The organism is Ralstonia soli (genome assembly GCF_023955655.1).
Lineage (GTDB): Bacteria > Pseudomonadota > Gammaproteobacteria > Burkholderiales > Burkholderiaceae > Ralstonia > Ralstonia soli.
The window spans coordinates 474,894-488,169 of the sequence record NZ_JAMXHT010000003.1 but is presented as its reverse complement, the minus strand read 5'-3'; the positions used below and the strand labels follow the sequence as shown (position 1 = coordinate 488,169).

13 protein-coding genes are annotated in these 13,276 nt (G+C 63.9%); 4 read left to right on the top strand and 9 right to left on the bottom strand.

All coding sequences use genetic code 11. The features are described 5' to 3' along the window. Positions 1–6 precede the first annotated feature (6 nt). Both NG900_RS09310 and NG900_RS09305 read right to left on the bottom strand, forming a co-directional pair. The gene (locus NG900_RS09310; RefSeq protein ID WP_252679521.1) at positions 7–1,389 is read right to left on the bottom strand and encodes an NCS2 family permease; all 1,383 of its coding nucleotides are present in this window, start codon (positions 1,387–1,389) and stop codon (positions 7–9) included. A 410-nt stretch (positions 1,390–1,799) separates the two neighbouring features. Further along, positions 1,800–2,993, bottom strand: coding sequence for an acyl-CoA dehydrogenase (locus NG900_RS09305; RefSeq protein WP_252679519.1), 1,194 nt, complete (start codon positions 2,991–2,993; stop codon positions 1,800–1,802). A 103-nt stretch (positions 2,994–3,096) separates the two neighbouring features. On the opposite strand from NG900_RS09305, the gene NG900_RS09300 reads away from it, so the two are divergent. After that, positions 3,097–3,924: an IclR family transcriptional regulator gene (locus tag NG900_RS09300; protein WP_252679518.1), complete on the top strand. Its 828-nt coding sequence runs from the start codon at positions 3,097–3,099 to the stop codon at positions 3,922–3,924. 283 nt (positions 3,925–4,207) lie between these two features. Here the strand turns inward: NG900_RS09300 and kynA are convergent, their stop codons facing one another. The 3 genes from kynA to kynB are packed head-to-tail and all read right to left on the bottom strand — an operon-like array spanning position 4,208 to position 7,008. Beyond that, positions 4,208–5,044 (bottom strand): tryptophan 2,3-dioxygenase, encoded by an 837-nt coding sequence (gene kynA / locus NG900_RS09295; protein ID WP_420804138.1) that lies wholly within the window; start codon positions 5,042–5,044, stop codon positions 4,208–4,210. A gap of 40 nt (positions 5,045–5,084) precedes the next feature. Further along, a complete protein-coding gene (gene kynU, locus NG900_RS09290; RefSeq protein WP_252679513.1) occupies positions 5,085–6,338 on the bottom strand; it encodes a kynureninase in 1,254 nt (417 codons plus the stop codon). A gap of 40 nt (positions 6,339–6,378) precedes the next feature. Then, entirely contained in the window at positions 6,379–7,008 is a 630-nt protein-coding gene (gene kynB / locus NG900_RS09285) for an arylformamidase (RefSeq protein ID WP_252679511.1), read from the bottom strand. A 148-nt stretch (positions 7,009–7,156) separates the two neighbouring features. Here kynB and NG900_RS09280 point away from each other — a divergent pair, with 148 nt between their 5' ends. Next, positions 7,157–7,681, top strand: a complete 525-nt coding sequence (locus NG900_RS09280; RefSeq protein WP_252679510.1) for an Lrp/AsnC family transcriptional regulator — start codon at positions 7,157–7,159, stop codon at positions 7,679–7,681. A gap of 22 nt (positions 7,682–7,703) precedes the next feature. Here NG900_RS09280 and NG900_RS09275 read toward each other — a convergent pair whose 3' ends face one another. Next, entirely contained in the window at positions 7,704–8,294 is a 591-nt protein-coding gene (locus tag NG900_RS09275) for a flavin reductase family protein (RefSeq protein ID WP_252679509.1), read from the bottom strand. 318 nt (positions 8,295–8,612) lie between these two features. Between NG900_RS09275 and bla the strand changes: the two genes are divergently transcribed. Continuing rightward, positions 8,613–9,488 (top strand): class A beta-lactamase, encoded by an 876-nt coding sequence (gene bla / locus NG900_RS09270; RefSeq protein WP_252679507.1) that lies wholly within the window; start codon positions 8,613–8,615, stop codon positions 9,486–9,488. Between the two features lie 66 nt (positions 9,489–9,554). After that, a complete protein-coding gene (gene msrA / locus NG900_RS09265) occupies positions 9,555–10,121 on the top strand; it encodes a peptide-methionine (S)-S-oxide reductase MsrA (protein ID WP_252679506.1) in 567 nt (188 codons plus the stop codon). A 13-nt stretch (positions 10,122–10,134) separates the two neighbouring features. On the opposite strand, the gene NG900_RS09260 is transcribed toward msrA, so the two are convergent. The 3 genes from NG900_RS09260 to pdxH form a co-directional block, all read right to left on the bottom strand. Continuing rightward, entirely contained in the window at positions 10,135–11,202 is a 1,068-nt protein-coding gene (locus NG900_RS09260; protein WP_252679502.1) for a DUF72 domain-containing protein, read from the bottom strand. Positions 11,203–11,206: 4 nt separating this feature from the next. After that, entirely contained in the window at positions 11,207–12,427 is a 1,221-nt protein-coding gene (locus tag NG900_RS09255; RefSeq protein ID WP_252679500.1) for an SAM-dependent methyltransferase, read from the bottom strand. Positions 12,428–12,622: 195 nt separating this feature from the next. Then, complete coding sequence (pdxH, locus tag NG900_RS09250; RefSeq protein ID WP_252679498.1) at positions 12,623–13,261, bottom strand: pyridoxamine 5'-phosphate oxidase; 639 nt, start codon at positions 13,259–13,261, stop codon at positions 12,623–12,625. Between the last annotated feature and the right edge of the window lie 15 nt (positions 13,262–13,276).

Genomic DNA, 13,276 nt, shown 5'->3' with positions numbered 1-13,276 from the left:
GCGCGATCAGATTGCCCAGCCACCGACGTAGAACCCGACCAGCGCCACGGCGATACCCACGGTCCCAACGTTCAGCTTGCGCCATTCGCCGGCCACCAGGCGGCCGATCACCAGTGTGGCGAAGCCGAGCATGATGCCGGTGACGATATTGCAGGTCAGCACGATGAACACTGCGCAGACCAGGCCGGCCAGTGCGTCGACCATGTCATCCATGTGCAGCTTGCTCACGCTCGAGAGCATCAGCAGACCGACGTACATCAGCGCGGGCGCCGTTGCATACGAGGGCACCAGGCCAGCCAGCGGCGAGAAGAACATCACGGCCAGGAACAGCGCGCCGACAACGACAGCCGTCAAACCCGTCTTGCCGCCTGCCGCCACGCCCACCGTCGACTCGATGTAGGCCGCAGCCGGAGCACCGCCGAAGAATGCCGAGAAGATCGAGCTGATCGAATCGGCCGTCAGGGCGCGGCCGCCGTTGATGATGTGGCCTTGTTCGTTGAGCAGGCCGGCCTGGCCCGCCACGGCGCGGATCGTGCCGGTGGCGTCGAACACCGCGGTCATCACCAGGGCCAGCACGGCGGGCAGCACGGCGGCGGAGAGCGCACCACGGATGTCCATCGCACCGATCAGCGAGGCATGGCCCGGCGAGCTCAGCGAGGGCAGGGCGAACACTCCCGTGAATTTCACGGCCGGGTCAAAGATCAGGCCCAGCGCCGAGATGGCGATGATCACGATCAGGATGCCGCCCGGCACGCGACGGCGCTCCATGCCGAAGATGGCTGCCAGGCCCAGCACCGACATCATTACCGGGAAGGCCGTGATGTGGCCCAGCGCCACGGGCAGGCCCGGGCCGGCATTTTTGACCACCAGGCCGACGTCGTTGGACGCGATCAGCAGCAGGAACAGGCCGATACCGATGCCGGTGCCGTGCGCCACGCCCGAGGGCAGGTTGCGCAGGATCCACGAGCGCACGCCGGTGGCGGAGATGGCGGTAAAGACGACCCCCATCAGGAACACGGCGCCCAGCGCGACTTCCGGCGTGAGCTTCTGTCCAAGCACCAGCCCGAAGGCCATGAACGCGGTGAGCGAGATTGCGCAGCCGATGGCGATCGGCAGCTTGGCCCACAGGCCCATCAGCAGCGAACCGAAGGCGGTGGTCAGACACACCGCAACGAAGACTGCGCTGGTATCGAAGCCGGCCTTGCCGAGCATGCCGGGCACGACGAACACGGCATACACCATCGCCATGAAGGTGGTGATGCCCGCCACGACCTCGCGCTTCTGTGTGCTGCCGCGTGCAGAAATCTGGAAATAGCGATCAATGGCACGCGCATCTGCGATGCCAGCGGCGCCAAGGTCCGTCGACGACGGAATGGACTGTTCAGCCATGGTGGGTTGTCTCCTGGCAGGACTCCGCGCCGGCTGATCTCTGTCGCCTGCGTAGGGTGCCCTGTTCTGGTTTTGATATCGGTGCGGGTGCCGGCGTACGCGCGCTGACATTCTCCAGACCGTTGTCTCGCGATGGTTTTTTTCGCGTGGCGCTGCACTCTGCGTGTGGACTGCGCGCTCGTTCTATCGGTGTGAGGGACGTGCGACAAAACCATCCGCCGACACTTGGGACGAAGCATAGACGCGCGCTCACGGCCGTTTCATGCGGCGCGGCGTATCCCGGTCATTTGCAAACTTGTATAACGCGAGGGGAGGAGAACAACGGTGCCCAGGACGGGCGAGAGATGCGGCGAGGGGTGTGGCGAGTCGTGCACGAGTGTGCCCCAACTCGCCGAAAAAACAAAGCGCAATCAGTAGAAGGCCTGAATACCGGTCTGCGCGCGGCCCAGGATCAGTGCGTGAACATCGTGTGTGCCTTCGTAGGTGTTCACCACTTCGAGGTTCACCACGTGGCGGATCACGCCAAACTCATCGGAGATGCCGTTGCCGCCCAGCATGTCGCGCGCCATGCGGGCGATGTCGAGCGACTTGCCGCACGAGTTGCGCTTCATGATCGAGGTGATTTCCACCGCGGCGGTGCCTTCGTCCTTCATGCGGCCCAGGCGCAGGCAGCCTTGCAGGCCGAGCGTGATTTCGGTCTGCATGTCAGCCAGCTTCTTCTGGATAAGCTGGTTGGCGGCGAGCGGGCGGCCGAACTGCTTGCGATCCAGCACGTACTGGCGCGCGATATGCCAGCAGGCTTCCGCCGCGCCCAGTGCGCCCCACGCAATGCCGTAGCGCGCCGAGTTCAGGCACGTGAACGGCCCCTTCAGGCCGCGCACGCCGGGCATCAGGTTCTCTTCCGGGACGAACACTTCGTCCAGCACGATCTCGCCGGTAATCGACGTGCGCAGGCCGACCTTGCCGTGAATGGCCGGCGCGCTCAGGCCCTTCCAGCCCTTCTCCAGGATGAAGCCGCGGATCTCGTCTTCGCCATTGTCGTTCGGCAGCTTGGCCCACACGACAAACACATCGGCGATGGGCGAGTTGGTGATCCACATCTTCGCGCCCGAGAGCGAGTAGCCGCCATCGACCTTCTTGGCGCGCGTGACCATCGATGCCGGGTCGGAGCCGTGGTTGGGCTCGGTCAGGCCGAAGCAGCCGATCCACTCGCCGGTGGCCAGCTTGGGCAGGTACTTCTGCTTTTGCGCCTCGGTGCCGAATTCGTAGATCGGCACCATCACCAGCGACGACTGCACGCTCATCATCGAGCGGTACCCCGAATCGACACGCTCGACTTCACGCGCGATCAGGCCGTAGCTCACGTAGTTCAGGCCCGGGCCGCCATACTGCTCGGGAATCGTCGGGCCCAGCAGGCCCAGTTCGCCCATCTCGCGGAAGATCGACGCATCGGTCTTCTCATGCCGGAACGACTCCAGCACGCGCGGCATCAGTTTGTCCTGGCAGTACGACGCGGCGGCGTCGCGCACCATGCGCTCGTCGTCGGTCAGTTGTTGGTCGAGCAGCAGGGGATCGGCCCAGTTGAAGGCGTTACGAGCAGTCACGGTGGTAGTCTCCGAGTCTTCGTTGTTCCGACATACGGAACACAGTTTCGAAATTTAGAGCTATCATAGCGCAACTACTGACGATTTCCAGGGCTTTTTTGCCATGAGCACAACACGTCTCCCCGATGCCGAATTCGACACGTCGCCCGTTGAATCCAGCGATCCGAACTTCGTGACCGCGCTCGCCCGGGGGCTGGAACTGCTGCGTGCGTTCCGCCCCGGCGACACGCTGCTCGGCAATCAGGAATTCGTGCGGCGCACGGGCTTTCCCAAGGCGACGGTCAGCCGATTGGCGGGCACGCTGGTCTCGCTGGGCTATCTGCGCTACGACGATGCGCTCGGCAAATATGGGCTCGATGCCGGTGTGTTGGCACTCGGCTTTGCGTACCTCGCATCGAGCGACGTCATCCAGCTCGCGCGGCCGCACATGAGCGCGTTTGCGCAGAAGTACGGCGTATCGATCTCGCTGGGCAAGCGCGACCGGCTGGACATGGTCTATCTGGAAACGATCCGCCACGACAGCCCATCGATGAGCGGCTCGTCGGGTTTGGGCGTGGGCTCGCGGCTGTCGTTACTGTCGAGCTCGATGGGGCGCGCGTATCTGGCATCGCTGCCTGCGGCCAAGCGTGACCGCCTTTACGAAGCACTGCGCACGCAACAGCCCGCGCAGTGGGCGGCAGAAGGTGCGGCAGCAGACGATGCAGTCAAAGCCGGCGTACGCGAGGGCTACGCAGTATCGCTGCGCGACTGGCATCCGGCCATCCACGCGTGTGCCGTGGCGTTCTTCGCCCCGAGCCAGCGCGAGCCATATGTGGTGAGCTGCAGCGCGCCGTACGCAGTAGCCGATGCGGAGCGCATCCGCACCGAGCTGGCGCCCGCGCTACGAGAGTTCGCAGCGCGACTCGGCCAAGTCATCGAGCCCGCCATGTAGCCCCGCGCGCTCTACCAGAGATCGCTCCCGCGACAGCACCAGCGCTACGATGGTTTGGCCGTGGATGCCCTAGATGGCGCCTTGAATTTCTGTTGCAGAGAGGAAAAAGAGTGCAGGCCTGTCTGAGCGAAGCGAGTTGCCTGCGCTCCCTCTCTGCGACATAAATTCAAGGAATCTTTCGCCATCTCGGGCGCGCCTTTCTTTGCTTACTTTCTTTGGCAAGACAAAGAAAGTGAGTCAGCCCCGGCAGGGGATGAAGCAAAGGATGGACCAATAGCAAAAATCACAGGTCAGTCCGCAACTTCCAAAGCTCCGGAAACAACACCACATCCAACATCTTCCGCAGATAGCCAACGCCTTCCGTACCGCCAGTTCCACGCTTAAAACCAATCACGCGCTCCACCGTAGTCACATGCCGGAACCGCCATTGCCGGAACGCATCCTCCAGGTCGACAAACTTCTCGGCGAGTTCGTAAAGCTCCCAGTGGTGCGTCGGGTCGCGATAGACCTCTAGCCAAGCCGCCTCCACTGAAGCGTTGTAGGTCACAGGCCGCGACCAATCCCGCTCCACGCAATCTGCATCAAACGCAAAGCCATGCCGCGCCATGTAGCGAACGGCTTCGTCATACAGAGATGGTGTCTCCAGCGCAGCCTTCACTTGCTCGTAATGCTCAGGCCGATGCGCATGCGGCTTCAACATCGCCGCGTTCTTGTTGCCGAGAATGAACTCGATCTCGCGATACTGATACGACTGGAAGCCTGACGACTGCCCCAGGTGCGGGCGCATGGCCGAGTACTCCGGCGGCGTCATCGTGGCGAGCACGTTCCACGCCTGCACAAGCTGATCCATGATGCGCGACACGCGCGCCAGCATCTTGAACGCGGGCGGCAGGTTGTCGTTGCGCACGCAGTCACGCGCAGCGCGCAGCTCATGCAGCATCAGCTTCATCCACAGCTCGGTGGTCTGGTGCTGCACGATGAACAGCATCTCGTTGTGATCCGGCGAGCGCGGGTGCTGCGCGTTCAGAATCTGGTCGAGCGCGAGGTAGTCGCCATAGCTCATCGACTTCGAGAAATCGAGCTGTGCGTCATGCCAGCCTTCACTTTGCGCTGCATGCATGGGGCAGCCCGATGCTGCGGGTTGATTCGGATTCGACATCTCAGGTCACCAGCGTACGTTCGTTGAATTGGGTCGATTGCCACGCGCCGGTTTCCAGCACATCGCGCAGCGCTTCCACGGCATCCCACACATCGGCAAAGCTCGTGTACAGCGGAGTAAAGCCGAAGCGCATGATCTGCGGCTCGCGGTAGTCGCCGATGACGCCGCGCGCGATCAGCGCCTGCACCACGGCATAGCCGTTCGGGTGTTCGTAGCTGACGTGGCTGCCGCGCACGGCGTGGTCCCGCGGTGTGGCCAGCGTGAGCGGGAAGCCCGCGCAGCGCGTTTCCACCAGCGTGATGAAGAGGTCGGTCAGCGCGAGGGACTTGGCGCGCAGTTCGGCCATGGTCGTCTGCGCGAAGATGTCGAGCCCGCATTCGACCATCGCCATCGACGTGATCGGCTGCGTACCGCACAGGAAGCGGCCGATGCCCGCACCGGCGTCGTAGCGCGATTCCATTGCGAACGGCCGCGCATGACCCCACCAGCCCGACAGCGGTTGCCAGAAGCGCTCGCGCAGCGCCGGTGCCACCCATACGAAGGCCGGCGAACCCGGGCCACCGTTCAGGTACTTGTACGTGCAGCCGATGGCGTAATCCGCGCCGCCTGCGTGCAGGTCCACCGGCACCGCGCCCGCCGAGTGCGCCAGATCCCAGATCGCCAGCGCGCCATGCTTGTGCGCCAGCGCGGAGACGGCCGCCATGTCGTACATGTGCCCGCTCTTGTAGTTCACGTGTGTAAGCATGGTGATGGCCACGTCGTCACCGAGCGCGCCTTCCAGCTCGTCCGGCGAATCGATCAGGCGCAGCTTGTAGCCATCGCGCAGCAAGTCGGCCAGGCCTTCTGCGATGTACAGGTCGGTCGGAAAGTTGTGCGTTTCCGAGACGATGATCTTGCGGTTCGGCGCGTCTTCACGCTGCACGCGAATCGCGGCGGCCAGCACCTTGAACAGGTTGATCGACGTGGTGTCGGTGACGACGACTTCGTCCTCACGCGCGCCGATTAGCGGGGCCAGCTTGTTGCCCAGGCGGCGCGGCAGTTCGAACCAGCCGGCCGAATTCCAGCTGCGGATCAGGCCGTCGCCCCATTCATTGGCGACGACTTCCTGCGCGCGCGCGAGCGCTGCCTTGGGGCGCGCGCCGAGCGAGTTGCCGTCCAGATAGATCACGCCGTCGGGCAGGGCAAAGGCGTCGCGCAGCGGGGCGATCGGGTCGGCCGCGTCGCGTTCGAGGCAGGAGTTGCGGGTCAAGGTCATGGTGATGTTGGGGGCGATGAATGCGTTGGTGTTCTGTGAATCAGGGCAGACTGCGCAGCACGGCGCGCACCGGGCTCGCATCGAGCGTGGCGAATTTGAGCGGTAGGGCGATCAGTTCGTAATCACCGGCGGGCACGTCGTCGAGCACCAGCCCTTCGAGGATGGCGAGGCCGTGCTTGCCGACGGCGTGGTGCGCGTCCATGGTCTTGGAGGTCTGCGGGTCGAGCGAGGCGGTGTCGACGCCGATGAGCTTCACGCCATGCGCGGCCAGCAGTTCGACGGTTTCGGACGCGACGGCAGCAAAGTGGTCGTCCCACCTGGTCTGCGGCATCTGGGCGTACGTGCGCAGCAGCACGCGCGGGGGCGTGTCGCTCAGCGCATCGCGCACGTGTTCCGGCGCAACGCGCGTGACACCCACACAGTGGATGACGCGGCAGGGGCCGAGGTAAGCATCCAGCGGCACCTGCCCGATGGCGGCACCATCCGCGCGATAGTGCAGCGGCGCATCGGCATGCGCGCCCGTGTGCGGCGACAGCGTGATGCGCCCAACGTTGACCGGGCAGTCACCTTCGAGCTTCCACGCAATTTCCTGCGAAAACGGCGTGTCGCCGGGCCAGGTGGGCGTGGCAGTCGAGAGGGCGGGGCTGATGTCCCACAAAGTGCGTTCCAAGGCGGCTCCAGGGCAGAAAACTCGGTGAATCCGTGTCGAAATGATAGGGAAATCCACGCGCAATGGGTTTGCATATTCGTGCGTACGGTTTCGTTGGATTCGCATAAAATTCAACGTATCAACGAAATCACGCAAAGAACAACGACAGATGCAACTCGACACCACAGATCTGCGCATTCTCCAGGTTTTGCAGGAGGACGGCCGCATCAGCAATCAGGACTTGGCCGAGCGCGTGGCGCTGTCGCCGTCGGCCTGTCTGCGGCGCGTGCGGATGCTGGAAGAGGGCGGCGCCATCACCGGTTACCGGGCGCAACTGGGTCGGGCGGCGCTCGGGCTGGAGCTGGAAGCCATCGTGCAGGTGTCGATGCGGCAGGACGTGACCGGCTGGCACGAAACCTTCATGGCCGCCGTGCAGAGCTGGCCCGAGATCGTGGCCGCCTACATCATCACCGGGGATTGCAACTACATCCTGCGCGTGCAGGCGCCGACCCTGCAGCACTATTCGGAGTTCATCATCGAGCGGCTGTACAAGACGCCGGGCGTGATGGACATCCGCTCGAACATCGTTCTGCGCACGATCAAGGATCGGGAAGGCGGCCTGGCGCTGCTGATGGAAGCGCGGGGCGTGCGGCCGCTGGAGGCGGGCACGGGCAAGCGCGCCAAGCCCGGCTAGTGCCGGAGCAATCGGCGAAGCGTTACTTGCCGCCGTGCGTAAGGGACGAGAACGCCCCGCGGTGGAACACCAGCGGTGCGCCATGCGGGTCGACCACGCCGCAGCGTTCGACTTCGCCGACAAAGATGACGTGGTCGCCTTCGTGGTAGCGACTGCGGTTATGGCACTCGAACCACGCCAGCGACTGCGCGAGAATCGGCAGGCCGGTCGGGCTCAAGGCGTAGTCGATATTGGCGAAACGGTCGCCCTTGAGGGTGGCGAAGCGCTTGCACAGGTCCAATTGCTCCGCCCCCAGGATATTGATCACGTAGTGCGATCCGGCGTGGAACAGCGGGAACGAGTTCGCCTGCATGCCGAGGCTCCACAGCACCAGCGGCGGATTCAGCGAGACTGAGTTGAACGAGCTGGCCGTCACGCCGACGAACGCTGGCTTGCCGGGGCCACCCTCCGAACGAGTCGTGACCACCGTCACACCAGTCGCAAACTGGGACAGGGCGTGCCGGAAATGCGCGGCATCAAAATCAGGCGGGGTGGCGCGGCCGTGTGCCGCTGGTGTGCGCGAAGAAGACTCGCTCTCGCGCGCATCCGTGCGGCTGGCTCCGTAATGGTCCATGCAAACTACCGAAAGTAAGGCTCAATTGTAACGGACACGCGTGGAAGGTCGCTGGTAGACCGGCGCTTGATACGTTGCCAAACGCACATGTCAGGATGCGCTCGCTCAGTCGACCAATGGCAACACACGCAGCCAACCCGCCGTGCGGCTCGTGGCCTGCGATATCAATACGTCATATTTCGGCCGGAACGTTTTGCAGGTAGAGGGGGCAAACTCAATTGCCCTTGCAGCTTTTCCGAGCGCTGGGTTTCATCCTCTGGGGTGACATGCGCAGCACTCGTGGCTGCATCTTGATGGTTTTGGGGAAACATTGCACTGATGATTTCAAGAAAAACGAAGCACTTCGTCCTGCTGGCTGGAATGCTGGCCGTGGTCAGCGTCAATGCGCACGCGTTCAACCAGCACTGGCTGAAGCAGGCAGTCCAATCCGAGGAAGCCTCGCTGCACGCCAGAATTGGCGTCGCCGTCATCGATAAGGCATCCGGCATGACTTGGAGTTATCGAGGCGATGAGGCGTTTCCAATCAACAGCACGCACAAGGCCTATCTGTGTGCCGCGCTGCTGGAAAAGGTCGACCAAAAGGCGCTGGCATTGAGCGACGCCACGACCATTGCCAAGACGGATCTGGTGACCTATTCGCCCATCACCGAAAAGCGGCTTGCCCCGCAGACGGTCTCCAACGCGCAGCTATGCGAGGCTGCCGTGAGCTACAGCGACAACACAGCGGCAAACAAGGTGTTGGAGAACATTGGTGGCGTGGATGGTTTCAACCGGTTCATGCGATCGATCGGCGACCAGAAAACGCGCCTGGACCGCAAGGAGCCCGAGTTGAACGAAGGCACCCCTGGGGACCCTCGTGATACCACGACGCCGGTGGCCGCCGTCCGCAGCCTGGATCAGATCTTCTTCAGCGATCATCTGTCCAAAGCCTCGAAATCCGAGCTGAAGCACTGGATGATCAACGACAAGGTCGCTGATGATTTGTTGAGGAAATCGCTGCCTTCCGGCTGGGAAATTGCCGACAAGACCGGGGCGGGGGGATATGGGTCCCGCTCGATTGTTGCCGTCGTCTATCCGAGTGAAAAAAAGCCGCTGCTGGTTTCCATCTACATCACCCATACCAAGGCGACCACGGCGCAAAGCAACACCGCCATTGCCAGAATGGGCGCCATTCTGTTCAAGAGCATGCAGTGACGAAACGGCCAGCCATTGTGGCTGGCGCGCCGGCCCCAACATTGGAAGCAGACTCAGGAGAAGAACGTGGAAACCCAACAAGACCGTCAATTTGAAACCGCCGTGCTGGGCGGAGGCTGCTTCTGGTGCCTGGAAGCTGTCTTCCAGCAGGTGCAGGGGGTGCACAGCGTGGTGTCCGGCTATGCCGGCGGCCATGTCGATCACCCCAGCTATCGCGCCGTCTGCAACGGCAACACCGGCCACGCCGAAGTGGTCGCCGTGCAGTTCGATCCAGCCGTGATTCCGTACCGCGAGATTCTCGACATCTTCTTCGCCATCCACGACCCGACCACGCCCGATCGGCAGGGTAACGATGTCGGGCCGCAATACCGTTCGGCCATCTTCGCGCAAACACCCGAGCAATTGGAGACGGCTCGCGTCGCCATTGCCGAGCTGGGCGCCAGCGATATCTTCGAAGCCCCGATCGTTACGGAACTGGTGGATGCCACCGACGGCAAGGTGACTTTCTGGCGCGCCGAAGACGAGCACCAGAACTACTTCCGCGACCATCCGGCACAGGGCTACTGTGCGTTCGTCATCTCGCCCAAGGTGTCGAAGTTCCGCAAGCAGTTCGCGCACCGCCTGCAAGGGTAAGTGCGGGCCGGGGCTACCCTGCGTCCGCCGGCAGGCGCGCGGCGATGGCCTCGGCCAGTTTGATGCATGACAGCGGGGACGATCCTTCGGCCTTGTTGCTGACCAGGATCGTCACCTTGCGCCCGGCAGCCAGTGCGGCCACCGCCATGTCGGCGAGTGTCTCGCGCGAGAACGGGTCTTCATCGACGAGCTTGTCGAACGGCTTGTACGCCGCCTCGGCCTGCGCGTAGCGGTAGCGGCTGTTCAGGTTCCAGCGCACCACGAGCGGGCCGCCCGCACCTTCATCCAGCAGGGCAACCGCGGCGGCTTGCCGATCGACTGCAGGCATCCGCTCGTGCAGGCCAACGCAGTAGCGCACGCCGGCCGCACGCAGCATCTTAATGAAGCGCGGCGTGAGGAGCGTGGCGTCGCGCAGCTCCACGGCATAGACCGCATCAGGATTGAGCTGCGGGTCGAGCGGCGGTAGCGCGGCCAGAAACGCTTCGAGCCGCTCCACGAAGCCGGTGGCATCTTCGGCCAGCGCGCCGAGCGGCGAAAGCTGGAACACCAGCGCCCCGCAGCGCATGCCGAGCCCGCGCGTGGCCGGATCGACAAAATCACGCACAGCGAATTCTGCATTCAGGAACGCCGGATTGGCCATGCGGCCGCGCCCGTCCGATTCGCGGATCCACGCATCGCACACGGCGGAGGGCGCCTTCACGGCAAAGCGGAAATCGTCCGGCACGCTGGCGGCATAGGCCACATAGTCCGCCAGCGGGATCGGCGAGTAAAAGCCGCGGTCGATGCTGACCGTGCGCAGCAGCGGGTGCTGGGCGTAGGCCGCCAGACCTTTGCGCGCGAGCATCGAATCGGAATATTCGCCCGCATACACCAGCCCGTCCCAACCGGGATAGGACCACGACGAAGTGCCGATGCGAAGCCCGCGCGGCAGGCGCTGCGCGAGTGCAGCCACCTCGGACGACACCACGGCCGGCTGCACACCCTGACGGGCGGGAGAACGCTTGGGTTTAGCAGGCTGGGCCGCCGCAGTGTCGTCTTGCGGCGCGCCGAACAGGTCGTCGATGGGGGCGCTGGCGGTCAAATGATCAAGCGTAGATATAGCGCCGCGACCACGGGATCGACGTCGCCGACTGGCCGGCCTTCTGCAGGACGGTCTGGAAGATCGAGATCTCGTCGGCGTCGAAGGCGTGTGCGCAGCCAGCCAGATAGACGCGCCAGATGCGGTATTTCTTCTCGCCGACCAGCGCGCGGATGGTTTCGCCGTTGGTCTCGAAGCGCTCGGCCCAGTGCTCGAGCGTGCGCGCATAGTGGCGGCGCAGGCTTTCGACGTCAAGCGCCTCCAGGCCGCCGTCCTGCGCGGCGGACAGCGCCAGCGAAATGTGCGGAAGCTCCCCCTGCGGGAAGACGTAGCGATCGATGAAATCGCCGCCACCCATGGAGCTTTCACCGCCGGCGGTATCGGACGACGTGATGCCGTGGTTCATGGCGACACCTCCGTCGGCCAGCAGGTCGTGCATGCGGCGGAAATAGCCCGGCAGGTTCTTGCGCCCCACGTGTTCGAACATGCCGACGCTGGTGATGCGGTCGAACTGGCCGGACAGATCCCGGTAGTCCTGGATGCGGATCTCGATCTGGTCTTGCAGGCCGGCCGCGCGCACGCGTTCGGTGGCGAGCTCGTACTGGTTCTGCGACAGCGTCACGCCCAGGCACCGCGCGCCGTACTTCTGCGCCGCACGCAGCACCAGCGCGCCCCAGCCGCAGCCGATGTCGAGCAGCGTCTGCCCGGGCTGCAGGCGGATCTTGGTGAGGATGTGGTCGATCTTCTTGAGCTGTGCCTCGTCGAGCGTTTCGTTGCCGTTCTCGAAGTAGGCGCACGAGTAGACCATGTTCTGGTCCAGCCACAGCTTGTAGAAGTCGTTGGAGACGTCGTAGTGGTACTGGATCGATTCCTTGTCGCCTTCCTTCGTGTGGGCGAAGTGGCGTACCACACGGGCCAGCGCATTGCCGCTGCTGGTGGCTGCCGCGGCAGCCAGGCCGTAACCGACGTTGATGATGTCGGCGAGCTTGCCGTCCAGGTCGATCTTCTCCTGGACGTAGGCCTCGCCGAGGTTGTTGAGCGTGGGGGCAAGCAACAGGGGGAGGGCGCTGGCTTCGCGCACGGTCAGCGTGACGCGCGGCTGCTCAAAGCGGCCCAGTTCGTATTGATCGCCGTTCCATAACCGCACGCGCACCGGAAGGTTGGCTGACTCGCGGATGTCCTTGATCCACTGTTCGAGTTTGCGGTCGATCGCCTGTTGGAAAAACATGTCGATGCCTCCCTAGCGTGCACTAGATCGGGGCGGCCATCGGATTGCCGCCCGAACGGATCACATTAGCTTACGACAAACTTTCCCATGGTGCTGTGCGGGTCTTACGGGCAGCACATGGCTCCTTACTGTGGCAGCAAGCGCCGTGCCGGCTTGGTGCAATGCGCAATAACGTATTGCGCTCCCTACGGCCGATCAGGGGGCGAGGCGGACGATCTTCCAGCTGCCGTCGGGCTGTTTGCGGTATTCCAGCCGATCGTGCAGACGCGACGGGCGGCCCTGCCAGAACTCCAGCCGCTCGGGCAGCAAACGGTAGCCGCCCCAGTGCGGCGGGCGGGGCGGGGCGTCGCCGAAGCGCTGGCGGTATTCGGCTTCGCGCGCTTCCAGCGTGGCGCGGTCGGGCACCTCGCTACTTTGCTCCGAAGCCCACGCGCCCAGGCGCGAACCCAGCGGGCGCGAGTGGTAGTAGGCATCGCTTTCCGCCTCGCTCACCTTTTCGACGATGCCCTGGATGCGCACCTGCCGCTCCAGCCCGATCCAGTGGAACAGTAGCGCGGCATGCGGGTTGGCAGCCAGCTCCTCGCCCTTGTGGCTGGCGTAGTTGGTGAAGAAGGTGAAACCGCGCTCGTCGAGGTTCTTGAGCAGGACGATGCGGGCCGAGGGCTGGCCCTGCGGGTCGACGGTGGCGAGCGTCATGGCGTTGACTTCGGCCACCTCGGCCTTGAGAGCCTCGTCGAACCAGCGGCGGAACTGGCGCAGGGGGTTGGCATCGACGTCGGCGATGTCGAGCGAGGCGCGGGCGTATTCAGTGCGGATATCGGCAATGGAAGTCATAGGCGTCGGGGTGCA